This window comes from Yersinia sp. Marseille-Q5920 (assembly GCF_946902935.1).
Lineage (GTDB): Bacteria > Pseudomonadota > Gammaproteobacteria > Enterobacterales > Enterobacteriaceae > Yersinia > Yersinia rochesterensis.
The window spans coordinates 100,329-125,452 of sequence record NZ_CAMPQA010000001.1; the positions used below are offsets into that span (position 1 = coordinate 100,329).

Below are 25,124 nucleotides of genomic sequence, written 5' to 3' on the forward strand. Positions count from 1 at the left end.
GATAAGTTGATGAATGACCCGCTTGTGAATGACAAATTTGTCAGCCAATCGGGGCAAACTTTGTCTGACTTTATTAGCCGATTCCAGCTGCAACGGCCTCAACCTGGCAGTTTTTCTGCCAATGGCCGCCATGCTGCGGTATTAATTCCTATTGTTTGCCGACCAGAACCTACATTGCTGCTCACCCGGCGCTCCGATCATTTACGCAAACATGCCGGCCAGGTCGCCTTCCCCGGAGGCAAAGCCGACCCACAAGATTTTTCACTGATTGATACCGCGCTACGAGAAGCAGAAGAGGAAGTGGCGATCCCTACCTCCGCGGTACATGTTTTAGGGCAATTGGCTCCGCTCGACAGTTCCAGCGGTTATCAGGTTACACCGGTCGTCGGTTTGGTTCCCGCCAATATCGCCTTTCAGGGTAATGAAGAAGAAGTCGCCGGGTTATTTGAAATTCCCTTACGTGAAGCTCTCAGATTGTCGCGCTACTATTCACTGGATATTCATCGCGGGGGAATCAATCACCGGGTCTATCTTTCATGGTATGAAAGCCAATTTATCTGGGGGCTGACTGCGGCAATTATTCGCCGTCTGGCACAGCAGGTCAGTATTTGACACTAATAGGCATATGAATAGCACGGGTAATGAGTGACCTGCTTCACAGCATGACGGTTAAAAAAGCTGAATTACAGCATAAAGCGATCCCTATCACCCCATCATCTCGATTTTTACTCTACTTTCTCTGCACAACCATTTTAAAAAAACTGTAAACTGACCTGTCAGCGTTATGAAATATCTGTAAAATATCTTTCATCACTATAAACCACTAAAAATGTAAGGTTAAAAGCTGATAGTGATAATGATTCATTGGTAGCGAAATGTCATGGTTGCGATATCAAATTGATAGCGCCAACACCAGTAGAAACCCAATTTACAGGGCCCGGTGATAGCAATACTTAATACGAAGTAACCTGCAGCTATCTACAGGCTCTTTACTTAATACAGATATTCTCGGCCGTCCGGGAATAACAAAAAGCGTTGTTAAGGAGTTTTAGCGTGATTAGCGTTTTTGATATGTTCAAGATTGGTATCGGCCCCTCCAGTTCTCATACTGTTGGGCCAATGAAAGCCGGCAAAGAGTTTGCTGATTTGCTGGTCACTCAAGGGTTAATGCCGTCGATCACGCGAGTAGCCGTCGATGTTTATGGCTCACTGTCACTGACCGGGAAAGGCCACCATACTGATATCGCCATTATTATGGGGTTAGCGGGCAACATGCCCGATACCGTGGATATCGACAGTATTCCAGCGTTTATTCGGGATGTGGAATTACGTCAAAAACTGATGCTGGCCAATGGGTTGCATGAAGTTGACTTCCCGCGCGAAGGCGGGATGGTATTCCGCAGTGATAATTTACCATTGCATGAGAATGGTATGCAGATCCACGCCTATGCCGGTGATGAAAAGGTGCTTAGCAAGACCTATTATTCAATTGGTGGTGGTTTTATCGTTGATGAAGAGCATTTCGGTAAAGCCGCGGTTAATGCCGTTAGCGTGCCTTATCCATTCAATTCCGCTGAAGAAATCCTGGCTAACTGCGAGCAAACCGGTATGTCGATCTCCGGCATGGTAATGCAGAATGAGCTGGCGATGCACAGCAAAGAAGAGATTGAATCCTACTTTACGGCGATTTGGCAAACCATGCGCGCCTGTATTGATCGTGGCCTGAATACCGAAGGGGTTCTACCAGGCCCGCTGCGGGTGCCGCGTCGCGCCTCAGCATTACGCCGTCTGTTAGTTTCCTCGGATAAACTGTCCAGCGATCCAATGAATGTTATTGACTGGGTCAATATGTTCGCACTGGCGGTTAACGAAGAAAACGCTGCGGGTGGCCGCGTGGTTACTGCGCCGACCAATGGTGCCTGTGGCATCGTGCCAGCAGTCTTGGCCTATTACGACCACTTTATCGAGCCTGTTACCCCTGAAATCTTTATCCGCTATTTCCTGTCATCCGGCGCTGTCGGGATTTTGTACAAGATGAATGCGTCGATTTCTGGTGCTGAAGTGGGCTGCCAGGGTGAAGTGGGCGTTGCCTGTTCAATGGCGGCTGCCGGCTTGGCCGAGCTGCTGGGCGCAAGCCCGGTTCAAGTATGCATCGCCGCTGAAATTGGCATGGAACATAATCTAGGTCTGACCTGTGACCCGGTTGCAGGTCAGGTGCAAGTGCCGTGTATTGAGCGTAATGCGATTGCCTCGGTAAAAGCCATTAACTCTGCACGGATGGCCATGCGCCGCACCAGTGAACCGCGCGTTTCACTGGATAAGGTTATCGAAACCATGTTTGAGACCGGTAAAGATATGAATGCTAAATACCGCGAAACCTCCCGTGGTGGTTTAGCCATTAAAGTGCAATGTAATTAATTTATTGTATTGAAAAGACGTTTTCATTAAGGGGAGCTACGGCTCCCCTTATGCACAGTGAAAGATGAGTAATGATTTTTATGTCTAGCAACCAGCACACGCGGGATTGCAGCATACCTCACAGCACCAATCAGAGGGCGGCAATTCAGTATCGCACGCTTTTTTGTTTACCTCAGCGGCGATAGGTGTCGAGAATGCATCACCAAACTGCCTCGAAGCTGTCTCTTGGCCGAATGTTCCAAATGAAGACAGCATTAACACAAGAACAAAAACTATCTTTTTCATAAAACCTCCATCACTAATAGGTAGAGTGCTACAAAAATATAGGTTGTGCGGTGTCAAAAGCAGAAAATGAATTTCTATTTTGAATAACAGACCAAACAAAATAGATCAGAGCAATATTAGGATTTTTAGATGCACCCAAGCTCACGGTAAATATTAATATGACTGTTTGAGCACCTCCTTACTTAAGTGAATTTAAGCATAAACCAAACTTATCAAGTTGGCATTTCCATTTTGTATAATTATATTTTTATTTTCCAATTCATACGAAAAAAACAACACAACATTTTGATTATTAAGCAATTTAACTGCATTTCATGTTTATGATAAATATCATTATTTACTGTTATTCTTATCACTGTGATTTTTATATTTTTATATATTTATTTAATTTAAATCATGTGAAATATAAATAACTGAATATTCGCACATTAAACAATAAATATAACAAACATTATGATGCGTGTTATTTGTCTTGGTAATTATTTCAAGCTGATTATTATGAAATGAAAATAAACGGATGACAAAGCGTTGGAATATCCATTAAAAAATGCGGGCCACCTTAAGATGACCCGCATTAGCTGAAACTCTTTTAGTTGTCAGAGTGTTACTCTTCCAATTCATTACTCAGCTTGGTAATACGCACTAATTCAATGCGGTAATCTGAGACTTCGATAATCTCAAAGCGCAGGTTATGCAGTTCAACCACATCCCCCGCCGTTGGCATATGCCCGGAGTGAGACAGCAACATGCCCGCTAATGAAGCATAATCAGCCGTCGGGCTGACCAACTCCTGGCAATCCAGCGCCTGCTCCAGAGAGTGCAAATCAGCCCCCCCTTTCACTAACCAGCCATCACCATCGGCAATAATATCTGGCGTTTCATCTTCATCAGGGAATTCACCGGCAATAGCTTCCAGCACGTCCAGCGGTGTAACCAGCCCTTGCACCACACCAAATTCGTCATTGACTACCACTAAGCGCCCTTTTGCTTTGCGCAATACGCCCAACAAATTAATCACGTCCATGGTATCAGGCACGACTATTGGTGGTGTCTCCGCAGCAAACTCACAGATAGATTCCCCGCGTTCAATTGCCACTAACAAATCTTTAGCACGAACCACACCAATTATTTCATCCAATGAATCACGGCAAACTGGGAACAAGCTGTGCGGCGTGTCCAATAATTGCTCACGGATTTCGGCTTGTGAACGATTACAATCTACCCAAGAAATTTCCGTGCGCGGAGTCATCACACTGCGCAATGATCGGGAGGCCAATGTCAGTACGCCGCTAATCATATAGCGCTCTTCTTCAGCAAAGGCCTCGGCTGGCAAGGGTAACTGCGCATCACCATTTTGCGGCTCTTGCTGACGACCGCCCATCAAACGGATAATCGCCTCCGCCGTGCGCTGGCGCCGTGGCAAGCGGGACTCATGCTTAATGAAATTACGGCGCGCAATCTGGTTAAACAACTCAATCAGGATAGAGAAGCCGATGGCGGCGTACAGATAACCTTTCGGAATATGGAAACCAAAACCTTCCGCAATCAGGCTCAAGCCAATCATTAACAAGAAGCTCAGACACAGCACCACGACCGTCGGGTGTGCGTTAACAAATCGCGTCAGTGTTTTCGATGCCAGCAGCATCACGCCCATGGCGATCACGACCGCCGTCATCATGATGGCCAAGTCGTTAACCATCCCCACAGCAGTAATCACCGCATCGAGCGAGAAGACCGCATCCAGCACCACAATCTGTGCAACCACCGCCCAGAAGCTGGCATATCCACGGCTCGCACTGTCATCGTGCTGGTTACCCTCCAGCCGTTCATGTAGCTCGGTGGTAGCTTTAAATAGCAAGAACAGCCCCCCCACCAGCAAAATCAGATCTCGTCCGGAAAAGTTAAAGCTGCCAACACTAAACAGTGGCGTGGTCAGCGTGACCATCCAGGAAATAACCGACAGCAGCCCCAAACGCATAATTAATGCAAGAGACAACCCGATAATTCGAGCTTTATCTCTTTGTTTAGGCGGTAGTTTGTCGGCCAGAATGGCAATAAATACCAGGTTATCAATACCCAGAACAATTTCCAGTACCACCAACGTCAATAACCCTGCCCAGATTGAGGGGTCCATTAGAAATTCCATGTCAGACTCCGATAATAAGAACACGATTTAGGTGATGTGCGACTGGCAACAGACGCAGCAAAACGCCGCAGTACGGTTGTCAGTATAGATACGCAGAAAGATCGGGTGAAATTATACGCAGTAAATGTGCGTGATTGGATAACCAGATTTAAACCCACTGGTTGGGTGTTAACGCTAGAGAAACAGTAACTTCGGTGACAGTCCATAGGGAGAGCTGAGGCCCTTAACTCCTGACAATTAATAGAGCCGATAACTTTATCAGGAATCTTTTTAACAGCATAGTCGGATTTAGGGCCTGACACGCGATAAAACCAAATTTCAGCAAGTTAAGTGATGTCAGCCATCAGAATACTTATTTTTATGGCTAAAATTTGTTCCCTGCCAAAAGTAGATTATCAGTCAAAATTCACACGGATCGCACAAATATTAAGCACAATAATCATACTGCTATGAATGAGTTAGCGGATAACCTATCAATATCATTGATGTGATTGTTTAATAATTATCCAAACAAGCAAAATCATTCATAACATGTCTCAATAACTGAGCAACGTCACATAATTTATTTTTTCACTGACTAAAATAAATCACATCCAGCACATTTAGATATGTTCCTGAATCGATTCATTGTCGTTACGAATAAATCGTCAGCAGTACGCTGATATTGTGACTATCATAATAGATTCAATATGTACTGAAGTGTGGTTGGTGATTACTGGTTTTCTGTTACGTGCGAGAACTCAATTCTGAGTTAACAGAGGGGGTAGCGAGTGAGTATAGCTATTATCATTGGCACACATGGGGCTGCAGCAGAACAACTGCTGAAAACAGCTGAAATGATTTTAGGCGAGCAAACTAATGTCGCTTATATCGATTTCGTCCCAGGTGAGAATGCCGAAACGTTGATTGAGAAATACAACGGTAAATTGACCGGGCTTGATACCAGCAAAGGTGTCTTATTCCTGGTTGATACCTGGGGTGGTAGCCCGTTTAACGCCGCCAGTCGAATTGCTATTGATAAAGAGAATTATGAGGTCGTCACCGGGGTTAACATTCCGATGCTCGCTGAAACCTTTATGGCCCGTGATGATGATCCATCATTTGCTGAACTGGTCGCAGTCGCCGTAGAAACCGGTCGTGAGGGCGTAAAAGCACTAAAAGCGCCTGAAATTAAGAGTGATAAGCCCGAGACGCAACAAACAGCTCCAGCACCCAAAGCCAAGGCCCCAGCCGTCGCTTTAGGCCCGAATGATCATATGAAAATCGGGTTGGCGCGTATTGATGACCGCTTAATTCATGGTCAGGTCGCAACGCGCTGGACCAAAGAAACCAACGTAAGCCGCATTATTGTTGTCAGTGACGAAGTCGCTGCTGACAAAATGCGTAGCACCTTGCTTAAACAGGTTGCTCCTCCCGGCGTAACCGCACACGTAGTTGATGTTGAAAAAGCTATTCGCGTTTATAACAACCCGAAATATGCCAAAGACCGGGTCATGCTGTTATTTACCAACCCAACTGATGTCGTGCGTATGGTTGAGGGTGGCGTGGATATTAAGTCAGTCAATATCGGTGGTATGGCCTTCCGTCAGGGTAAAACCCAAGTGAATAACGCCGTCTCCGTTGATGAAAAAGATATTGAAGCTTTTAATAAATTAAATGCTCGCGGTATTGAATTGGAAGTTCGAAAAGTCTCTTCGGATAGCCGGCTCAAAATGATGGATTTAATTAACAAATTTAATAAATAGCTTTACTGAAAACTACGGACACCTTAAATAATTTGAGTTGCAGGATAGCGGCAATCGAATGAGTCCCGATGAGTGGGCAGCCAGTCAATGATTCGGGTGAGTGAGAGCAGCCAACCACATGCAGCTTGAAGTATGGCGGGTATAGAAAGGTTATGCCCTGTTCTGTTTCAGGACTCGGTTATCTTTGCACAGCTTTTTTGGTCATAGGAGAAGTACAATGGAGATCACAACTCTTCAGATTGTGCTGATTTTCATCGTTGCCTGTATCGCCGGGATGGGTTCCATTCTGGATGAGTTCCAATTTCACCGCCCCCTCGTCGCCTGTACCTTGGTAGGTTTGGTTTTAGGTGATATGAAAACCGGTATTATTATCGGTGGTACCTTAGAAATGATCGCGCTTGGCTGGATGAACATCGGGGCTGCTGTAGCACCTGATGCCGCGCTGGCGTCAATTATTTCGACCATTCTGGTTATTGCTGGTGGTCAAGATATCGGTGCCGGTATTGCACTGGCTATCCCGCTGGCCGCCGCCGGTCAGGTATTAACCATTATCGTGCGTACCATTACCGTGGCTTTCCAGCACGCCGCCGATGGTGCTGCCGAACGTGGCAGCCTACGAGCGATAACTTGGATCCACATTTCTGCCCTGTTCTTGCAGGCGATGCGTATCGCTATCCCTGCCCTGATCGTTGCTCTGTCTGTTGGGACATCCGAAGTTCAGATGCTGCTCAGCTCGATTCCTGATGTGGTTACCAGTGGCTTGAACATCGCCGGTGGTATGATCGTCGTAGTCGGTTACGCCATGGTTATCAACATGATGCGTGCTGGCTACCTGATGCCATTCTTCTATTTAGGTTTCGTGACCGCCGCTTTCACCAACTTCAACCTGGTAGCTCTCGGTGTTATCGGCGTGGTTATGGCACTGCTGTATATCCAGCTCAGCCCGAAATACAACAAATCTCAGGTTGTACAGTCTGGCCCGTCCAATAACGATCTTGATAACGAATTAGACTAGGAAAAGGTGAGAGAAATGGTTGATACAACGATTGTTGATAAAACAACTACAGGTGAAAAGAAACTCACGCCCGCCGATATCCGCGGTGTGTTTATCCGCTCTAACCTCTTCCAAGGGTCGTGGAACTTCGAACGTATGCAGGCGCTGGGTTTCTGTTTCTCAATGGTACCGGCAATTCGTCGCCTGTATCCGGAGAATTCAGAAGAGCGCAAGCAGGCAATCAAACGCCATTTGGAATTCTTCAACACCCAACCCTTCGTTGCCGCCCCGATTTTGGGTGTCACGCTGGCGATGGAAGAGCAGAAAGCCAATGGTGCTGAGATTGACGACGCGGCAATAAACGGGATCAAAGTTGGTCTGATGGGGCCGTTGGCCGGTGTGGGTGACCCGATATTCTGGGGTACTGTGCGCCCGGTATTGGCAGCTCTTGGTGCCGGTATCGCGATGAGCGGGAGTTTACTTGGCCCATTGCTGTTCTTTGTTCTGTTTAACCTGGTACGCTTGCTGACCCGTTATTACGGTGTTGCTTATGGCTACAAAAAAGGCGTCAATATCGTCAGTGATATGGACGGTGGTCTGCTGCAAAAACTGACGGAAGGGGCGTCTATTCTCGGCCTGTTTGTTATGGGGGCCTTGGTTAACAAATGGACGCACGTCAATATACCGGTGGTGGTGTCCAAGATAACCAACCAAGCGGGTGAGACCACAGTTACCACAGTGCAAACCATTCTGGATCAGTTGATGCCGGGCTTGGTACCTTTACTGTTAACTTTTGGTTGTATGTGGTTGTTACGCCGCAAAGTTAACGCGCTGTGGATTATTATGGGCTTCTTCGCCATCGGTATCTTCGGTTACTGGATTGGCTTCCTGGCACCGTAATTTTCTGATTAGATTTAACGAAAACCGGGGGTTTACTCCCGGTTTTTTATTTCGGGAGTGTTTGCATGTCGGTCACAGATATTATTCTTATTGTTTTTATTACCCTACTGCTTGCTTATGCTATTTATGATGAATTCATCATGAATATAATGAAAGGCAAAACCCGGCTACAAATTCACCTGAAACGTAAAAACAAAATCGACTGCGCAATTTTTGTCGGGCTGATTGCCATTCTTGTTTACAATAACGTGATGGCGAATGGCGAGCCTTTAACCACATACTTATTAGTGGGTTTAGCATTAATCGCATTTTATATCTCTTATATTCGCTGGCCAAAATTGCTGTTTAAAAATACCGGGTTCTTCTACGCCAATGCTTTTATTGAATATAATCGAATAAAAAGTATGAATTTATCTGAAGATGGTATTTTGGTGATTGAGCTAGAGCAGCGTAGATTACTTATCCAGGTTAACCAATTAGATGATTTAGAAAAAATTTATAACTTTTTCCTTGAAAATCAATCATAAAGAATATTCCGGGGAAATGAATCTTTTGATTATTCAGTTAACTGATTAATTTCCCGACACATCTTCTCTAATCGTCTCCTGCTTATTTCCACACCATTACTGATGCTTATATCGGCTATTTCCTCTGAAATCTCGATAATGAAAATCATTATCAACAACAGTCAGGTCGCCATATTATTTTTGGGGTTGTCTGTCCTGGAATTTATATGTTAAGGTTGCGCCGTTCATGGGGAGTAGCCGGTTTTTGTGCAATATGTCAGCAAGTAAATTTATTAGCCGATATATTGATAAGCAGAAACGCCCGTATCAACATACTCGTTTCATTTTTTTGAAACGTGGTACGGGCAGCCAGGTAAGGTTGGCGAGACCATAGACACGTAGCTCCGTCGTTAGGTTGGGGGTGGGTTACGTGTATATGGAGCCGCCCGGCCGAGACTATTTCTATGAATTTATCTGCAACATTAGTGCTTGCTTTTGCTATGTCTATGGATGCCTTTGCTGCATCTATTGGTAAAGGCGCCAGTCTACATAAACCCCGTTTTCGAGAAGCGCTGCGCACCGGTCTTATCTTTGGTGTGATAGAAGCAATTACCCCGCTAATTGGTTGGTGCATTGGCCTATACGCCAGTCAATATATTCTGGAGTGGGATCACTGGATTGCCTTTAGTCTGCTGTTCATTCTGGGCTGTCGGATGATTTTTGAAGGTGCGAAGCAGCAAGTCGAAGAAACCGAAAAAATGCGCAGTCACAGTTTTTGGGTTTTGGTCATGACCGCTATCGCCACCAGCCTTGATGCCATGGCCATTGGTGTTGGTCTGGCATTCTTGCAAGTCAATATTATTCATACCGCCATGGCTATTGGGTTAGCCACCATGATTATGGCCACGTTCGGGATGCTGATTGGCCGTTATATTGGCCCGCTGTTAGGTAAACGTGCAGAAATAATCGGCGGTATCGTGCTAATAGGTATCGGCTTTAATATTCTTTACGAGCATATGTATCGCGTCGCGGCATAATAAGCGGCCAATTTTATTTTTCTCGTGAAATAAAGCCGTCCAGATTAAAACGCAAAAAAAAAACCGCATTCAAAAAGAATTGCGGTTTTTTTTGGTTTAAATACCACTTAGCGGGCGGACATCAACCGCTGATTAGAAGTCCATTGAGACGGATAGTTTCAATGCCCGTGGGTCGCCCTGATACATATAGACACCAGCGTCCTCAACCGACTCCCAGTAACGTTCATTAGTGACGTTCTCTACATTTGCTCGCCAGATCAGAGTGCTATCTTTCATTGGCATGGTATAACGCACGCCCAGATCCAAACGAGTCCAAGGTTTCAGCTTCAAGGTATTGGCTTCATTGGCATACTGTGAACCCGAACGTACTACAGTGCCGGTCGCCGTCAAGCCTTCAACTGTTGGGATATCATACTCGCCACCGAAGACTAACTGATAACGCGCCACCCCCACTGCATCATTACCATTATGGGTGCCATTCTGAGTTTGCGTCAGTTTAGGATCCAACCAAATGGCGCTCCCTAACAGACGGGTACCAAAGACCGGCTCACCAAACACATTCAATTCAACACCGCGGTTACGCTGCTCACCATAGAAACCATAGACGTTAGTGACAGGATCAACCGTGCCAGTCGGGCGGGTTATCTCAAACAAAGCCAACGTGCCACCATAGCGCTGGTTATCAAACTTCACGCCAATTTCATTCTGTTTTGAATGAATAATTCCTGGAATTTGGCCTTTGTTAACCACAGGTTTGCCATTAAATTCACTCGGTGCAGCCTTACCCGGCCCTAATGCTTCAATGTGGTTGGCATACAGAGAAACCTTTTCCCACGGCTTCACCATCACACCGTAAATCGGCGTGACTTTCATTGCATCCAGTGAACCCGCACTATTCGGCACCCCACTGTCGAAGTTACGAATGCTCACTTCCTGACGGCGTACCCCTAACATGACCAACACTTTGTCATCCATCATTGATAAGGTATCAGACAATGAAAGGCCGGATGCCCGCACTTGGCTGGTCAGTTGTGGATCTTGGCTAGCGCTAGCAGAATATGGGCCACTCCCAGTTGGTGGGAAAGGGATTACGCCCGGATTATAAATATTTGTATTGACGGAATCTGAGTAATTATAGGCCGATTTGGTCGTACGGTAATTAGCCGCATAACCCAAGTTCACTTTATGAGTAATAAAACCGGTATCAAAGTGGCCACGAACCCCTCCTAAGCCAGCAATAGAATCGGCCACATACGGCACATACATACGAAAAATGGTGGCATCACCATTATTGGCGCTAGTCAGGGTTGGCGAACCATACTGGCCCGTTTCTTCATTACGGCTGGCACCAATGGAGCCATATACTGTCCAATCCTGACTAACATCATATTCACTGCGCAGCATACCAAAGGTCGTTTCCAGATCGGTATACACCCACGACTGACCATAATTCAGAGTAGATGATGGCGGCTCTGGAATCTCAGTCGCGCTACCAATACCAACGCTAGTCCGCATATGATGAATAGTTTGCTTCTGGTAGCCGATATCCAATGAGGTACGAGCGCGGTCACCACGGTAATCAAGCCCGGTGGAAAGTGCGGTTAGGCGATTCTTCTCATCTTTAATGGCCGTTTCACCTTCACGATGCAATACGTTAACTCGAGCACCGAATTGATCCTCATCACCGTAACGGCGACCCACATCCAGCGCCCCGCCCACTTGTGATGCTGAACCATAATCTACCGTAACGCGAGTCAACGGAGTATCACCGGCACGTTTAGGTTCGAGGTTGATCATGCCGCCGACACCACTGCCGCTCGGGGAAATACCGTTAATAAAGGCATTTGCACCTTTAAACACTTCAACCCGCTCAACCATGCTGGTAGAAACAATCTGACGTGGCAAAATGCCGAACAGACCACCAAATGAGATATCATCGCCATCAAGGTTATAGCCGCGAATGCGGTAGTTTTGTGATGGATTGCCGAAACCGCGCACATTTTGTACTGAAGCATCGTTTCTGACCACATCAGCAATAGTATTAGCCTGCTGGTCTTCAATCATTTTTGAAGTATAGCTAATCACGTTGAATGGCACATTACGCGCATCTTGCTGCCCAAGGAAACCGATGCGGCCCCCATTAGCGACCTGACCATCCAAATAGGTTGGGATTAAATCATTACCACCGGCACGGAAAGTATCCTGCGTCCCAACGACCGTGATGGTGTCATTTTTTTTGCTCTCATCGGTGTTTGCAGTGTCAGTGATTGTGCTGGTTTTTTTGACGTTTTCAGCTGCCGTATTGGTTGCGGTGGCCGCCCATGAGGAAGCAGATAAAGTCCCTAATGCGACACCGATCATGACGAACAAAAGACGCGGGGCAAGCCGGTTCTGATGCCCGCAAGTGGAGGTTATTTTATTCATTGTATTGATACCCCTGATTTTAACAAATTATTTACTAATGAGAATGCTTATTATAAGGATTCGGAATTATCCGGATAACCCTTGTCGATGCAAGCACTTCTGTACCTCGAGGAGATTATTTTTTATCTCGTAAAAAAATCAGGTGGATTGTGTGATAAATATGATCTCTGGTGGTAGCGTTATTGTCCGAGGCGTAGAGAAAGAAACTAAAGTGAAATTATTCTGAGAATTTATTTATATAACGCGGGATTAATTCTGAATTCCCTACTTAAGTCATTTGTTTATACAATTTACATACTGATTCCCCCTATTATTAATGAGGTAAACCATTATTCATCACTGTATAGCACTCTTCAAAAAGACCGCCACAAGGCCCATCAACCGCGGCCTTACTGAAAATAGGCGCTACTACTATTAGGCTTTTGAATTCCTTAGATTTATTAATAATAATAAAAATCTTATTACCTAATTTTCGATGTTAGCGATAAACTAGCGCATCACATTTATCGCGATAACAGATTAAACCGTCTGGGTTGTGCAGCGACAGACTACTCAATAAAAAATTCAAGGAATACAGGAATGGCTTTGCATCCGGCATCATTTGATGATCATCTTTTTCGGCTATTAATCGAAGCCGTAGATGACTACGCCATATACATCATTGATGCCCAAGGACATATCCTCACCTGGAACAATGGCGCTGAACGCAATACGGGTTATAAAGCCGAAGAGATCATTGGCCAATCTTTCGAACTGTTTTACACCCCCGAAGATTTAGCCAATGAATTACCCGCAAAGGGCCTGCGCCACACCAATCAGTTTGGCCATTATGAGATTCAAGGTTGGCGAGTTCGCAAGAATGGTAAACGCTTTTGGGGCCACCTCACCCTCAGCGCATTGCACGATTCAGACAATAATTTGCAGGGTTTTGTACATGTTACACGCGACCTGACCGACAAATGGCAGCGGGAAAATGCTTTGCGCAAAAGTGAAGAGCAGTTTCGCCATCTGATCAGTGAAGTCGAAGATTACGCCATTTACATGATAGACACCAATGGGCGAATTCTGACTTGGAATAAAGGTGGAGAGCGCCATGAAGGCTATACCAGTGATGAAATCATTGGTGAACATTTTGCCCTGCTGTTTACCCCCGAAGATATTTCTGCAGGCCTGCCAGAGAAATCACTGGCGAAAGCTATTGCAGAGGGCAATTTCCAGACTGAAGGCTGGCATGTGCGTAAAAATGGCATCCGCTATTGGGCCAGCGTAGCCATTAACCCCATGCATGACGATAGTGGGAAGCTGCTGGGGTTTACTAAAATTGTCCGTGACTTAACCGAACGGCGTCAGCGCGAAGAAGCTTTACGGATCAGTGAAGAACGTTTTCGCCTTATGGTCGATACCGTCGAAGACTATGCCATTTTAATGCTTGATCCCTGGGGTCGGGTAACCACCTGGAACCACGGCGCAGAACGCAATATTGGCTATGCCAGCAATGAAATAATTAGCCAGCATTTCGGCTGTTTCTTCTTACCTGAGGATATCGCCGCTGGGCTACCGGAAAAATTACTGAAAACGGCAGCCTCCTCCAGCCGAGTGGAGCGCGAGGGCTGGCTGGTTCGTAAGGATATGACCCGTTTTTGGGCCGTCACCATCATTACTGTGGTGCATGACAACAGCGGAAAACTGCTGGGGTATGCCAAAATAATCCGGGATATGAGCGAGCGGAAACAGCGCGAAGATGCTCTGCGAGCCAGTGAAATTGCGCGCTATGAAGAGCGCGAGCAACTGCATCGTGTGCTGTCATCCATTCAGGAGGGAATTATTTCTCTCGATACTGAGGGGCGCGTTGTATTAATGAACCCCAAAGCCGAAGAGATGACGGGCCGAAGCCAGAATGAGTCCTGCGGCTTACCCATTGAAGAAATTTTTATTTTATGGTCCCCTTTACAGGATAAAAATCAATTAGTTGCTATCAATCAGTGCCTAACTCAAGAGCGTAATACCTTATTGCCCGAGGGCAGTCAGCTGTTGTCGAGTCAGGGGGAACGCCAAGAAATTCGCTGTTCTATTTCACCGATTCGCGATCGTGACAATCTACTCACGGGTGCCGTTGTAGTCTTCCAGGATGTCACCCGCGCGCGCCATGAACAAAGGGAACTGCAATATCAAGCCAATCATGACATGCTGACCGGTTTGATTAATCGGCGAAGATTGGAAGAGCGGCTTAATCAGGCTATCACCCAATTGGGCAAGGATGAGCAGCATATTCTCTGTTATGTCGATTTAGACTATTTCAAGGATGTTAATGACAGTGCGGGTCACGAAGCTGGCGATATGGTGCTGCGAATGGTGGCGCAAACCATGCAACAGGCCGTGCGTGAAAATGACATTGTGGCGCGTTTAGGCGGGGATGAATTTGCTATCGTGCTGTTAAATTGCCCAAACAAGGCCGCGACAGAGGTACTCGAAACAGTGGTCGCCGACATAGCTTCAATCCAATTCCATTGGCACGGTCAATCTTATTCCTTTACCGCCAGTTTAGGGGCCGTATCATTGACCCAAAAAACAGAAACGGCGGCACAAGCTATGCGTCAGGCCGATATTGCCTGTTACGCGGCAAAACATTCCGGCCGTAACCGCTTATCTCTTGCCCTATAACCCGCGTTCTTTCGCAGGTGACCTCCGCCGTCACCTGCTCCTCTAATGATACAGACAACGTTATATTAGCGGTATGTCCAGCAATTAGACCCCGGTCAAAATATCGGCATCAACAGTATGATATATAAATAGCATCATCTGGTTAACTGGAAAAATAACTATGCCGTACTTTACGGTCAGTGTCGTTTTGCACAATGCGGTGGAAGGCGATTACGAGACCCTTAATAAGAAAATGATTGATGCAGGGTTTACTCGCCATATCGGCAGGGAGAAAATTTATAAATTACCTGAAGGAGAATTCAATTACGGGAGTGGTATCTTGAATAAGCAGGAAGTTGCTGATTTAGCGCTACAAGTTGCTGAAAAAATACGGTTTATCCCCTCTATTTTGGTGACTGAATCAGGTGGAAGAACCTGGCGAAACTTAGATCTAAAATGAATTTTTTCATTATAAATATAATACTCTAAAAATTTGACTTAAGTTAACTATCAATCCCACACCAGGGAATTATTACAATATCTATTAAAATAACATTCCCCTCAGGGGAGTTATGCGCTCGTCATTTATTTGAATATTATTAAATAACGAGCGGCCACTTATATTTCTTTCTCGTCATTGCTTAACACCAGACTCTCAAGATCTTCTCGGCGGCGATGAACCGCGATAACAAAATCTGTTTCACAGACAAAGGAGTGCAGTGCGGCAAGCCCTTGTCCGGTTTCAATTGATGCGCGCCAGGCAAAAGGTGTCATTTGCAATAAATTAAAGCTCTGTTTACCGGTTAACTTCATGTCGTAGGCCAATTTTTCACTGCTGACCAGAGAGAAACCGTCTAAATGCTCGGGCGTATCGTCATGAAGTTGTACTTCAGCATAAATCAGTGCTTTTAACTGATAGAGATGACGTGGGCCAGGAGAGACAGTGACCACAATTCCACCGGGCTTCACGGTGCGAGCTAATTCGGTGGCTTTGCATGGGGCATAAATACGCAATACCGCATCCAAGGCTTGATGGGAAAAAGGCAACCGATGGCTGGATGCAACACAAAAGCTGACCTGAGGATAGCGTTTTGCTCCGTATCTTACCGCCACTTTGGCGACATCTAAGCCGAAAATAGACATCTGCCGCTGCCGATTTAACCGGTCTGCCACTGCGGCGGTATAATAGCCCTCGCCACAACCAATATCTAGCAGCATGGTGGCATCCAGTGGGAGCGCCTTATCCAGAATTTCACAGATCCGCTGCTGCAAAGGTTGGTAATAACCCGCATCCAGAAAGGCCCGCCGGGCCTGCATCATCTCAGGGCTATCACCGGGTTGCTTCGAACCTTTATGCTGCACCGGCATTAAATTGACGTAACCCTCTTTGGCACAATCAAACTGGTGATTATTGCTGCAACGCCACTGTTGCGGACTTTGCTGCAAGGCTTGATGACAAAGGGGGCACTGATAAGACATGGTTGGATCCCAGATAACTGATTAATAACCGCCAGAAATGCCGGCAGACGCGGCATTAGTCTAAAGAAGCGCTGATAGGGTTGCAAGCCACGGTTTAACTCCGCGAATTAGCTATGCCGAATCACATTGGCGGGGATTGCATCCGGCTCCACATTCATAGTTCGCAAAATTTGCCCCATAATATCGCTAAAGACCGGGGCTGACACCGCGCCCCCATAATATTTGCCGCCCTGCGGGTTGTTAATCACCACCACTAAAGCAAAGCGCGGTTGGCTAGCGGGAGCAACACCGGCGGTGTAAGCCACATACTTATCAATATATTGGCCATTTGGCCCAATCTTCTTAGCTGTCCCGGTTTTAACCGCCACCCGATATCCCCGCACCGCCGCTTTTACCCCCCCACCACCGGGCAATGCCACGCTTTCCATCATATGCTCAACTTGGCGCACCAGCACTTCAGGGAATACCCGCTGCCCCAGCACTGGTGGGTCAACCTTGGTAATCGATAATGGCCGATAAATACCGAAACTCCCGATAGTGGCGTAAACGCGGGCCAATTGCAGCGGCGTCACCATTAAACCGTAGCCGAACGAGAAAGTTGCGCGGTCTAAATCACTCCAGCGCTGCCGATGCGGCATCAGCCCGCTGCTTTCCCCCGTTAGCCCTAACTGAGTCGATTGGCCCAAACCAAACTTGGTGTAGGTCTGTACCAATGCAGAGGCGGGCATCGCCAGTGCCAGCCGCGACACCCCCACATCACTGGATTTTTGCAACACGCCGGTCAGTGACAGCGCAGGATAAAGCGCCACATCTTTGATTAAATGCCCACTTAATATATAGGGGCGAGTGTCCAGCACCGCATCAGGTTTAACCAAGTGACGTTGTAACGCAGTCATGACTACCATAGGTTTGACGGTCGAACCGGGTTCAAAAATATCGCTAATTGCCCGATTGCGAAAATTCTCTTCCGGAGTGTCAGCCCGATTATTGGGGTTAAAGGTCGGATAATTGGCCATCGCCAAAACTTCACCCGTATTAACATCAATGACCACGGCAGAGCCGGAATCTGCCTTATTGAACACCACTGCATTGCTCAACGCGTGGGAGGTTTCCACCTGTAGCCGCTCATCAATACTGAGTTCAACATTTTGCCCTGGATGGCTATCGGTCGAGGAAATATCCTCAACCACTCGGCCAAAGCGGTCTTTCCGCACCACCCTGCTGCCGGCAGTCCCGCAGAGGAGTGAATTAAAACTCTTTTCAACCCCTTCAATGCCCTGATCATCAATATTGGTGAAACCCACCAGATTCGCGGCAATATCTCCCGAAGGATAAAAACGCCGTGATTCCTCTTTTATGGCAATACCGGGCAATTTCAGCCGTTGAATATATTCAGCGACATCCGGCTCCACTTGCCGGGCAAGATAGATAAAACGGGCGCTAGGATTTTGATGAATACGGCGATTGAGTTGGTCAAGTGGTATGTTGAGTTCCTGAGCCAATGCCTGCCAACGCGCCGAAACACTGACGCCACCTTTCTCCAGCACCCTGGTGGGATCAGCCCAAATAGCCTCAACCGGCACACTGACCGCCAGAGGATGTCCATTTCTGTCGGTTATCATGCCGCGTGTATTCGGTGTGGCCACCACCCGCACTGAGCGCATATCTTCTTCTTTTACCAATGGATCAGGTTCAATAATTTGCAACCAAGCAACCCTGGCGAGTAAACCAAAAAATGAAAGTAAAATACCGCCGCATAGCAAGCTAAAGCGCCAACGAATAAAGTTGCTGGCGTCATTTTTGGGTTTAGAAATCACGGAGATCAATCCTGGATGGTCGCTTGAGTTATAGCAGCCATTAAACCCTATCCATTACATCAATAGGTGCCAAAACAATGATACAAGATGCATTATTTTGCAACAATTCGCTAACAGCAATTTAAAAGAAAAGGCGGCTGGTCAATAAGTTAAAAAACGGCTTACACTGAACAGCATCTTTTTTCCTTAGGTAAGCCCTATGACTGACTTTTCACCACAACTCAGCCGAATTTCCGCTATTTGCCATGGTTTTGGCAATAAATCGGCCCTATTACCTGATAACCTCCGGCCCTATCAAACATCACAAGCTAACAAAAAACAGGTTCATGGCACGGCAATTGTCGATGTAACACATCCGGGACAAGAGTGTGGCGAAGCTGACGGGCTCTACACCACTCAATCTGGCATTCTATTAACCGTTTTGACGGCGGATTGTTTACCCGTGATTTTCAGTCAACAGCACGGAAAAGGCATTGCAGTGGTTCACGCCGGTTGGCGCGGTTTGTTAGATGGCATTATCTTAAGGATGGTTGAGCGCATTGCCCGCGATGACGACCCGGCAAATTGGGTTGCCGCCATTGGGCCAGCCGCCCGCTCCTGCTGTTATGAGGTCAATGAAGAACTGGTGGAACGGTTTGTTAGCGAATTGCCACTGGCAGAAAATATTATTTCACCCCGATTTCGCCACCTTAATTTGGCCGCTATAGCTGAGCACCAATTGCGCGGCGCGGGCATTCATCAAATTGATAGGGTCGGCAGTTGTACCATCTGTACTGCCGCACCACATGGCGGAGATGATGCTCAGCATCATTTCAAATACACCAGTTTCCGCCGTACCAGCCAACAGCAGGCAATTGATCCCGCCCACCCTGGTATCAAAGGCCGTAATCAGTATTCGGGATTAATTATTTTACCTTAGCTTACGGTTTGGTCGGAGCGGCATCTGAAACAAAAAAACCCGCACAAAGGCGGGTTTTTAACAGCAAAAGAGCTGATTAGATTGCAGTAACGTTTACTGCAGACGGACCTTTCTGACCGTCTTGGATTTCGAACTCTACGTTCTGGCCTTCAGCCAGGGTTTTGAAGCCATTACCCTGGATTGCAGAGAAGTGTACGAACACATCTTTGCTGCCGTCAGCTGGAGTGATGAAACCGAAACCTTTAGACTCGTTGAACCACTTAACTTGACCTTTGATCTTTGCCATCTTGAGTATTTCCTTTGGATTGTTTAACTTGCCCGTAGGCATTTACATAGACAAACTAGAGTCGTTACTGCTTGAGGCACTAAGATAAGGATCGGCAGAGAAGCGGTATTCAACGCTAACGTCTTTACTCAGAACTTCTTTACTGAAAATGCCACACATATACAGAACTGTACCTCGTTTTACCCATATGCGTTATCACATACTCTGTATTCGATGGCAAGCCATTTTTAATGAAGGGTGAACCTGTCGCACATATTTGAAACGGTTGCTCATAAAGAGTGCGTGAATATGCTAAAATTTGTTGAAGGTCATCGTATTTTCTGCTCTATTTTCGTATACTGTCTTATCCCGCTTTCTTACTGGTTTTTAACATTTTAGCTAACTCTTTTTATAATACTTCTTACGCAAAAAATCCTTGGTTTCCATCTCTATCCTGTGACCTAAAGCAGAGTTAGTATAAAATTTATTAGTATTAAATATATAATAATTGAATATACTCACCTTCCGTTTTGCTGCTTTTCCGGCCTCGCCACGATATCATTACCCATTAGATTACGAGACTAACCCCTTACTTAGTCTCAGATTATGTACAAAAAACCATTTGTACATAAAATACATAAACATCTTATTTACTGACTTAATACTTAAGGAGAATGAGATCTAAAAAAACAATAAAAAAATATCAAGATGCTAAAAAAACAAAACCAATATAAATACACATTCATAAGTATGAGAAATGGAAATATTAATAAAACCTCATCATGTCATGTTAAGTAAAATAATATTTTAAACACGAAGCAAAAATCATCGAAGAACTAAAACCTCTCATTCTTCAACGCGGATAAATATAAGAAAAATCGTGCCATTTTAGTCAACTTATGACAACGGAATATCACTCAATCTGATAGAGCATTATGTCATAAAAATAAATTAAGATATTTCTTGGTTTTATGAATTACATTTACACTGCTCTGAAGACAATTTAAAATGCTGTATTACCTCCTCGTTATAGAACTGTTTAGGTTTTAGGCTATAACATTTACGCATTTGAATAACGTTTATTAGTGATTAATTTTGATAGGTATAAGGATTATCTGATGCAAGGAAATCTTATTTCACCTTATCAGCATCAGAGAGTTATACCATGAATTATAAATACATTGTTAACGTGCTCTTTCTGAGTAACCTATGGCTGGGCCAGGCTAACGCAGTTCTGGCAGAAGATAAATCACCCGCTGCCAATACCGGCATCGACCAACAAAGCATAGCGTCTGTAGATAATGACAATCTGTGGCAACGCCTGATGCGCAATATCTCTCTCGCGTGGGATTCGCCCAACCAAGAGCTGTATATCCCATTGAATACGTGGCACAACCGCTGGACTTATGATGATGACAAGATCGAGTCATACAATGAACGTCCTTGGGGCATCGGTTATGGTAAGTATCGCTATGATGAGAATAACAACTGGCATTCAGTATATGCGATGGCCTTTATGGACTCACACAATGAAGTAGAGCCAATTATAGGTTATGGCTATCAAAAGATGTGGATTCCGGGGGAAATGGACGGCTGGCGTTTTGGGGTCGGTTTTACTGTCAGTGTTACCGCACGTCATGAATATCATTACATTCCAATTCCATTACCCTTGCCGCTGCTGTCTATTGAATATAATAAATTTGCCCTACAAACCACCTATATTCCCGGCACTTATAATAATGGTAATGTGTTGTTTACTTGGATGCGTTGGCAGTTTTGATTGAATATATTTCCCAACGCATTTAACCACATTTCTAAAATGGTTATATTGGGTTATTAAGAATTAATCTCAATTAGCTTGGGTGATTCCAGAAAGAAACAATAGTCTCTAGCTATTATAATACTGTCGTTACCTATCTTATTTATTGCTGACAATTTAAACAATAGATAGCGCCATGAGTAATACGAAAGAAAGCAATCGCCGGGCATAATTTGTTTCTGCCCAGCGATTTTAGCGTTATTTCACAGCCTAATCAGACTGTGTCACTGTCGCTGGATTAGTCTTACCTTTGCGGCGAGTCAGCATGAAACCGCACCACAACAGTGCAATCCATGCGGGCATCATCAGCACCGAGATCTGAATCCCATCAGTAAAATACATAATGACCAAAATCAGCATCAGAAACACCAGACACAGATAATTGCCGTAGGGATACCATAATGCTTTGAAACGCGGTTCAACGCCCTCTCGCACTTTAGCCGCTCGGAATTTCAAATGAGCCAGGCAAATCATGACCCAGTTGATAACCAGGGTAGATACCACCAGCGCCATCAATAATTCAAACGCTTTTCCCGGCATAACATAGTTAATCACCACACCGGCTGAGGTCGCCAATGCTGAAAGCGCGATGGATAAAATTGGCACACCACGCCGATTAACCTTGGTGAGCAATTTGGGCGCATTCCCCTGCGATGCCAAGCCAAATAGCATGCGGCTATTGCAGTAAACCCCGCTATTGTAGACCGATAATGCCGCGGTCAAAACCACCACATTCAGGATTGTTGCTACCAGATGGCTATCCAAGGCATGGAAAATCATCACAAAAGGACTCCCCCCGTCCACGACTTTGCCCCATGGATAAAGAGATAAAAGCACCGTCAATGAGCCGATATAAAAAATAAGGATACGGTAGACAACTTGATTGGTTGCTTTAGGAATACTGTGATGTGGGTCTTCAGCCTCTGCGGCAGTAATGCCGACCATTTCTAACCCGCCGAAAGAAAACATAATAATGGCCATCGCCATCACCAACCCACTAAAGCCATGAGGCATAAAGCCGCCCTGTGCCCAAAGGTTAGTCACAGAAGCATTTGGCCCGCCCGATCCCGACGCCAGCAGATACGCCCCAAAGACAATCATACCAATGATGGCAACAACCTTGATGATAGCGAACCAGAACTCAGTTTCGCCATACATACGCACGTTAACAAGGTTGATGGCATTAATCAGGACAAAGAATACTGCGGCTGAAACCCATGTTGGGATTTCCGGCCACCAATATTGAATATAAATACCTACTGCAGTCAATTCGGCCATACCGACCAAGATAAACATCGCCCAGTAGTTCCAGCCAGACAAAAATCCGGCGAAATCACCCCAATATTTATGGGCAAAATGACTGAATGAACCGGCTACTGGCTCCTCAACAACCATTTCACCCAACTGACGCATAATAAGGAATGCAATAAAACCGCCGATAGCATAGCCCAGTATCACTGAGGGGCCAGCCATCTTAATAGTTTGTGCTATCCCAAGAAATAGCCCAGTGCCGATCGCTCCACCCAGAGCAATCAGCTGAATATGTCGGTTTTTTAAACCGCGTTTTAATGTTGAATCCTGCAACTGCTGTTCCATCCTGTCCTCTGCCGCACTTTTACTCACTATCGTGTTAAAAAGCGCCTTTCGTAAATGAATCTGCGGCGTTTTTTTAACACTTAAACCTGATGGCGGCAAGGATTAAGGTCATTAGTGGGCGACAAGATAAAAATCAATCGGCCAGCTATATATATGTAGAATGCATTATTGACTGAAACTATGAATATCTCTCAAAGATGTAATCCCGATATACCACATAACTTGCTTAAATTTCGAGCGCCAATCATTAATGTGGCCACATAAGACTGACGTCGGGTGACCACTTCGACGGCAACTCGATTATTTTTGTAGCGAATAAGATAAGTTGAAGGCCAGCCCTGACGCCGCTCGCCGTAGGATTTTTGATGGTGGTCAATCGCTGCATGGGCAATAACCAAGTGTGACAAATTTGAATCACCTTTAATGATACGTTTCATCATCAGCCCCACGAAAGCAGTCAAAAAACTTCTTACCGTTTATCATTCCCGCTATACGAGTTTCACGGGATATTCACTTTTGCTGAAAATTATCGGGATGGATTATCACACGTCCTGGCTGAGTAGATAGCAGATCATCGCTGCACGCAGCGGGCTTTGGCTATAAGCTTGCCATTCTCCTTGCGGATTGGTAATTTTGGCATTCCACTGATTATTATCATCAATTTCGGGTGAATAGAGGCCAATCTTATTGGCATAGATGATAGGCCAAGCATCAGAGGGGTTCTTGCAGTAATCCTTACCCTTAATGCCTCCATACGGATACCACTTGTCGGGATCTTCACCGCTAAGTAACGCAATACTTCTGTTCACTTCGCTGTCACTTTCTTCACACCATTTAATCATCCGAATCACCGTTCTCCTGTTAAGTTCAGGCTACATTACGGCGAAATTAAGACATATTTATGACAATCAACGTAGTTTATTTTTGTCCAATAAAAGAGTGACCTGGCACCGAGGTGCTAAGCAGAGTATCGAAGGAACTGAGAGAAAAGAAGCATGACAGGTGGAGGTTAGTGTCACTCTGACACTGCAGGACAGCAGCGCCAGAGTCGGTAAGTTTATCTCTCCGGAATAACGCCCTTAAAATCGAGAGGAGAAACAATATCACTGTCACTTTGAAAATCACTGACGCCGGTTGCGTTTGCTAGCAACGCTTTTAGTAATTCTGTTTGCTGTTTTTGTTGTTCGGCGATGTTTTGTAACAAGCGGATTTGTTCATTGGCTCGCACGCTGGCACGGCTCAAAAAGAACCAAACTATCAAGAAAAAAATGACGGTAAACAGCGAAAAAGCAATTGGGACAACACCCATTGCGCCCATATTTGTACCTAACATTGACTACCCTATTACATGCATGACGAAAGCACTATCTTATCACTCTCCACGTAACAAAGATCAACCTGGGTAAACGATTAACAATCAATAAATATAACCAATGTAAATAGTTTTCATTAGTTATTATATATATGAATAATAGGTTATTCTTACCATGGAATAATCGAAGTAATGGTGCAAATACCAGCAGAGAAAGTTCCCCCTTGGTCACAATAGCTATCAAGGGCTAACAGATAAAACAAGCAACAAACGGCAATGACCCCTACCGCTGCAACAAGTTTCTTAATGTTCAAATCAGGCACCTTATTCAACATTTTTTTTAAATTATACTGTATTAAACATCAACCATTTATAGCCAAGATGTCATTAACTTATGTTTGACACCGTGTTAAAAACCTATTTTACTGATTATTTTACAGATTCGCTTTATAAATCAATAATGTTTAGGATTTTTACTATTAAACTGCTCATTATTACAAGTTAAATTGTTAAACATATCTGTTATATAATAAGTAAAACTAATTACAGGAAGTGACCATATGAGTTTATTCAGACTTCTCTTAGTGGTAGCAATCATATACTTAGGTTTGCTCTTTTCAGGCTATGGCGTGCTAATTGGCAGTGAGAAAAACGCTGCGGGCATCGGCTTACAATGCCAATATCTAACAGCCAGAAGCATTTCGACCGCTCAATTTATAAACGGAGAGAATGGCATCATTGGCGTCAGCAATTGCCCATTGGTGAAAAAAATTGGCAATAATGTATTTGAATAACCCACCGCCAGCCCGGCTCGCCCCACAG

At 45.3% G+C, this 25,124-nt stretch carries 24 protein-coding genes and 1 riboswitch; of the genes, 12 read left to right on the plus strand and 12 right to left on the minus strand.

Going from position 1 to position 25,124, the window contains the following annotated elements; translation table 11 throughout:
- Window positions 1–9 precede the first annotated feature (9 nt).
- Both OVO64_RS00585 and OVO64_RS00590 read left to right on the plus strand, forming a co-directional pair.
- A complete protein-coding gene (locus OVO64_RS00585; protein WP_038639469.1) occupies window positions 10–612 on the plus strand; it encodes a CoA pyrophosphatase in 603 nt (200 codons plus the stop codon).
- A 441-nt stretch (window positions 613–1,053) separates the two neighbouring features.
- On the plus strand, window positions 1,054–2,418 hold the full coding sequence (locus tag OVO64_RS00590) for an L-serine ammonia-lyase (protein ID WP_038632410.1): 1,365 nt from the start codon (window positions 1,054–1,056) through the stop codon (window positions 2,416–2,418).
- A gap of 84 nt (window positions 2,419–2,502) precedes the next feature.
- Here the strand turns inward: OVO64_RS00590 and OVO64_RS00595 are convergent, their stop codons facing one another.
- Window positions 2,503–2,703 (minus strand): ST-I family heat-stable enterotoxin, encoded by a 201-nt coding sequence (locus OVO64_RS00595; RefSeq protein WP_071841716.1) that lies wholly within the window; start codon window positions 2,701–2,703, stop codon window positions 2,503–2,505.
- Between the two features lie 604 nt (window positions 2,704–3,307).
- A complete protein-coding gene (locus OVO64_RS00600) occupies window positions 3,308–4,849 on the minus strand; it encodes a TerC family protein (RefSeq protein WP_145509838.1) in 1,542 nt (513 codons plus the stop codon).
- A gap of 770 nt (window positions 4,850–5,619) precedes the next feature.
- Here OVO64_RS00600 and manX point away from each other — a divergent pair.
- The 5 genes from manX to mntP all read left to right on the plus strand — a co-directional run bounded on the left by manX (window position 5,620) and on the right by mntP (window position 10,031).
- Window positions 5,620–6,594, plus strand: a complete 975-nt coding sequence (manX, locus tag OVO64_RS00605; RefSeq protein ID WP_145509839.1) for a PTS mannose transporter subunit IIAB — start codon at window positions 5,620–5,622, stop codon at window positions 6,592–6,594.
- A gap of 217 nt (window positions 6,595–6,811) precedes the next feature.
- Window positions 6,812–7,609 (plus strand): PTS mannose/fructose/sorbose transporter subunit IIC, encoded by a 798-nt coding sequence (locus tag OVO64_RS00610; RefSeq protein WP_004701713.1) that lies wholly within the window; start codon window positions 6,812–6,814, stop codon window positions 7,607–7,609.
- Between the two features lie 15 nt (window positions 7,610–7,624).
- Complete coding sequence (locus OVO64_RS00615) at window positions 7,625–8,488, plus strand: PTS mannose transporter subunit IID (RefSeq protein WP_038632404.1); 864 nt, start codon at window positions 7,625–7,627, stop codon at window positions 8,486–8,488.
- Window positions 8,489–8,553: 65 nt separating this feature from the next.
- Window positions 8,554–9,015 carry a DUF986 family protein gene (locus tag OVO64_RS00620; RefSeq protein ID WP_050291252.1) on the plus strand — a complete coding sequence of 154 codons (462 nt, stop codon included), beginning with the start codon at window positions 8,554–8,556 and terminating at the stop codon, window positions 9,013–9,015.
- Between the two features lie 216 nt (window positions 9,016–9,231).
- Window positions 9,232–9,448: riboswitch (yybP-ykoY riboswitch) on the plus strand.
- Between the two features lie 10 nt (window positions 9,449–9,458).
- On the plus strand, window positions 9,459–10,031 hold the full coding sequence (gene mntP / locus OVO64_RS00625; RefSeq protein ID WP_145509382.1) for a manganese efflux pump MntP: 573 nt from the start codon (window positions 9,459–9,461) through the stop codon (window positions 10,029–10,031).
- A gap of 132 nt (window positions 10,032–10,163) precedes the next feature.
- On the opposite strand, the gene OVO64_RS00630 is transcribed toward mntP, so the two are convergent.
- On the minus strand, window positions 10,164–12,455 hold the full coding sequence (locus OVO64_RS00630) for a TonB-dependent receptor (RefSeq protein ID WP_145509383.1): 2,292 nt from the start codon (window positions 12,453–12,455) through the stop codon (window positions 10,164–10,166).
- A 579-nt stretch (window positions 12,456–13,034) separates the two neighbouring features.
- On the opposite strand from OVO64_RS00630, the gene OVO64_RS00635 reads away from it, so the two are divergent.
- The gene (locus tag OVO64_RS00635) at window positions 13,035–15,116 is read left to right on the plus strand and encodes a PAS domain S-box protein (protein ID WP_145509384.1); all 2,082 of its coding nucleotides are present in this window, start codon (window positions 13,035–13,037) and stop codon (window positions 15,114–15,116) included.
- Window positions 15,117–15,276: 160 nt separating this feature from the next.
- Window positions 15,277–15,555 carry a hypothetical protein gene (locus OVO64_RS00640; protein ID WP_038632394.1) on the plus strand — a complete coding sequence of 93 codons (279 nt, stop codon included), beginning with the start codon at window positions 15,277–15,279 and terminating at the stop codon, window positions 15,553–15,555.
- Between the two features lie 158 nt (window positions 15,556–15,713).
- On the opposite strand, the gene rlmA is transcribed toward OVO64_RS00640, so the two are convergent.
- Window positions 15,714–16,574: a 23S rRNA (guanine(745)-N(1))-methyltransferase gene (gene rlmA, locus OVO64_RS00645; protein WP_038632392.1), complete on the minus strand. Its 861-nt coding sequence runs from the start codon at window positions 16,572–16,574 to the stop codon at window positions 15,714–15,716.
- A 107-nt stretch (window positions 16,575–16,681) separates the two neighbouring features.
- On the minus strand, window positions 16,682–18,391 hold the full coding sequence (gene ftsI, locus OVO64_RS00650) for a peptidoglycan glycosyltransferase FtsI (protein ID WP_038632390.1): 1,710 nt from the start codon (window positions 18,389–18,391) through the stop codon (window positions 16,682–16,684).
- 199 nt (window positions 18,392–18,590) lie between these two features.
- Between ftsI and pgeF the strand changes: the two genes are divergently transcribed.
- Window positions 18,591–19,310, plus strand: a complete 720-nt coding sequence (gene pgeF / locus OVO64_RS00655) for a peptidoglycan editing factor PgeF (RefSeq protein ID WP_038632388.1) — start codon at window positions 18,591–18,593, stop codon at window positions 19,308–19,310.
- Window positions 19,311–19,386: 76 nt separating this feature from the next.
- Here pgeF and cspE read toward each other — a convergent pair whose 3' ends face one another.
- Both cspE and OVO64_RS00665 read right to left on the minus strand, forming a co-directional pair.
- Complete coding sequence (gene cspE, locus OVO64_RS00660) at window positions 19,387–19,596, minus strand: transcription antiterminator/RNA stability regulator CspE (protein ID WP_002221949.1); 210 nt, start codon at window positions 19,594–19,596, stop codon at window positions 19,387–19,389.
- Window positions 19,597–19,638: 42 nt separating this feature from the next.
- A complete protein-coding gene (locus OVO64_RS00665; RefSeq protein ID WP_002211058.1) occupies window positions 19,639–19,755 on the minus strand; it encodes a DUF2627 domain-containing protein in 117 nt (38 codons plus the stop codon).
- A gap of 985 nt (window positions 19,756–20,740) precedes the next feature.
- Here OVO64_RS00665 and pagP point away from each other — a divergent pair.
- Window positions 20,741–21,355 (plus strand): lipid IV(A) palmitoyltransferase PagP, encoded by a 615-nt coding sequence (gene pagP / locus OVO64_RS00670; protein WP_038632386.1) that lies wholly within the window; start codon window positions 20,741–20,743, stop codon window positions 21,353–21,355.
- A 249-nt stretch (window positions 21,356–21,604) separates the two neighbouring features.
- On the opposite strand, the gene OVO64_RS00675 is transcribed toward pagP, so the two are convergent.
- The 5 genes from OVO64_RS00675 to OVO64_RS00695 all read right to left on the minus strand — a co-directional run bounded on the left by OVO64_RS00675 (window position 21,605) and on the right by OVO64_RS00695 (window position 24,616).
- Window positions 21,605–22,990: an amino acid permease gene (locus OVO64_RS00675; RefSeq protein WP_038632384.1), complete on the minus strand. Its 1,386-nt coding sequence runs from the start codon at window positions 22,988–22,990 to the stop codon at window positions 21,605–21,607.
- Window positions 22,991–23,181: 191 nt separating this feature from the next.
- A complete protein-coding gene (locus tag OVO64_RS00680; RefSeq protein WP_032819535.1) occupies window positions 23,182–23,427 on the minus strand; it encodes a DUF4060 family protein in 246 nt (81 codons plus the stop codon).
- Between the two features lie 105 nt (window positions 23,428–23,532).
- Complete coding sequence (locus OVO64_RS00685; protein ID WP_004389880.1) at window positions 23,533–23,832, minus strand: phage protein NinX family protein; 300 nt, start codon at window positions 23,830–23,832, stop codon at window positions 23,533–23,535.
- A 215-nt stretch (window positions 23,833–24,047) separates the two neighbouring features.
- The gene (locus OVO64_RS00690) at window positions 24,048–24,323 is read right to left on the minus strand and encodes a YebO family protein (protein WP_038632382.1); all 276 of its coding nucleotides are present in this window, start codon (window positions 24,321–24,323) and stop codon (window positions 24,048–24,050) included.
- A gap of 149 nt (window positions 24,324–24,472) precedes the next feature.
- Window positions 24,473–24,616, minus strand: a complete 144-nt coding sequence (locus OVO64_RS00695) for a PhoP/PhoQ regulator MgrB (RefSeq protein WP_071841799.1) — start codon at window positions 24,614–24,616, stop codon at window positions 24,473–24,475.
- A 246-nt stretch (window positions 24,617–24,862) separates the two neighbouring features.
- On the opposite strand from OVO64_RS00695, the gene OVO64_RS00700 reads away from it, so the two are divergent.
- On the plus strand, window positions 24,863–25,096 hold the full coding sequence (locus OVO64_RS00700; RefSeq protein ID WP_038632380.1) for a YobH family protein: 234 nt from the start codon (window positions 24,863–24,865) through the stop codon (window positions 25,094–25,096).
- The last annotated feature ends 28 nt before the right edge of the window (window positions 25,097–25,124 follow it).

Excerpts from the sequence above, each read along its gene's own strand:
- OVO64_RS00640 (WP_038632394.1), top strand. The coding sequence starts at position 15,277 with ATGCCGTACTTTACGGTCAGTGTCGTTTTGCACAATGCGGTGGAAGGC.
- pagP (WP_038632386.1), top strand. The coding sequence starts at position 20,741 with ATGAATTATAAATACATTGTTAACGTGCTCTTTCTGAGTAACCTATGG.
- rlmA (WP_038632392.1), bottom strand. The coding sequence starts at position 16,574 with ATGTCTTATCAGTGCCCCCTTTGTCATCAAGCCTTGCAGCAAAGTCCG.
- OVO64_RS00700 (WP_038632380.1), top strand. The coding sequence starts at position 24,863 with ATGAGTTTATTCAGACTTCTCTTAGTGGTAGCAATCATATACTTAGGT.
- OVO64_RS00685 (WP_004389880.1), bottom strand. The coding sequence starts at position 23,832 with ATGATTAAATGGTGTGAAGAAAGTGACAGCGAAGTGAACAGAAGTATT.
- OVO64_RS00635 (WP_145509384.1), top strand. The coding sequence starts at position 13,035 with ATGGCTTTGCATCCGGCATCATTTGATGATCATCTTTTTCGGCTATTA.
- pgeF (WP_038632388.1), top strand. The coding sequence starts at position 18,591 with ATGACTGACTTTTCACCACAACTCAGCCGAATTTCCGCTATTTGCCAT.
- OVO64_RS00675 (WP_038632384.1), bottom strand. The coding sequence starts at position 22,990 with ATGGAACAGCAGTTGCAGGATTCAACATTAAAACGCGGTTTAAAAAAC.
- OVO64_RS00610 (WP_004701713.1), top strand. The coding sequence starts at position 6,812 with ATGGAGATCACAACTCTTCAGATTGTGCTGATTTTCATCGTTGCCTGT.
- OVO64_RS00600 (WP_145509838.1), bottom strand. The coding sequence starts at position 4,849 with ATGGAATTTCTAATGGACCCCTCAATCTGGGCAGGGTTATTGACGTTG.
- OVO64_RS00620 (WP_050291252.1), top strand. The coding sequence starts at position 8,554 with ATGTCGGTCACAGATATTATTCTTATTGTTTTTATTACCCTACTGCTT.
- OVO64_RS00595 (WP_071841716.1), bottom strand. The coding sequence starts at position 2,703 with ATGAAAAAGATAGTTTTTGTTCTTGTGTTAATGCTGTCTTCATTTGGA.
- OVO64_RS00615 (WP_038632404.1), top strand. The coding sequence starts at position 7,625 with ATGGTTGATACAACGATTGTTGATAAAACAACTACAGGTGAAAAGAAA.
- OVO64_RS00585 (WP_038639469.1), top strand. The coding sequence starts at position 10 with ATGAATGACCCGCTTGTGAATGACAAATTTGTCAGCCAATCGGGGCAA.
- OVO64_RS00690 (WP_038632382.1), bottom strand. The coding sequence starts at position 24,323 with ATGTTAGGTACAAATATGGGCGCAATGGGTGTTGTCCCAATTGCTTTT.
- OVO64_RS00630 (WP_145509383.1), bottom strand. The coding sequence starts at position 12,455 with ATGAATAAAATAACCTCCACTTGCGGGCATCAGAACCGGCTTGCCCCG.
- mntP (WP_145509382.1), top strand. The coding sequence starts at position 9,459 with ATGAATTTATCTGCAACATTAGTGCTTGCTTTTGCTATGTCTATGGAT.
- OVO64_RS00680 (WP_032819535.1), bottom strand. The coding sequence starts at position 23,427 with ATGAAACGTATCATTAAAGGTGATTCAAATTTGTCACACTTGGTTATT.
- OVO64_RS00665 (WP_002211058.1), bottom strand. The coding sequence starts at position 19,755 with ATGTGTGGCATTTTCAGTAAAGAAGTTCTGAGTAAAGACGTTAGCGTT.
- cspE (WP_002221949.1), bottom strand. The coding sequence starts at position 19,596 with ATGGCAAAGATCAAAGGTCAAGTTAAGTGGTTCAACGAGTCTAAAGGT.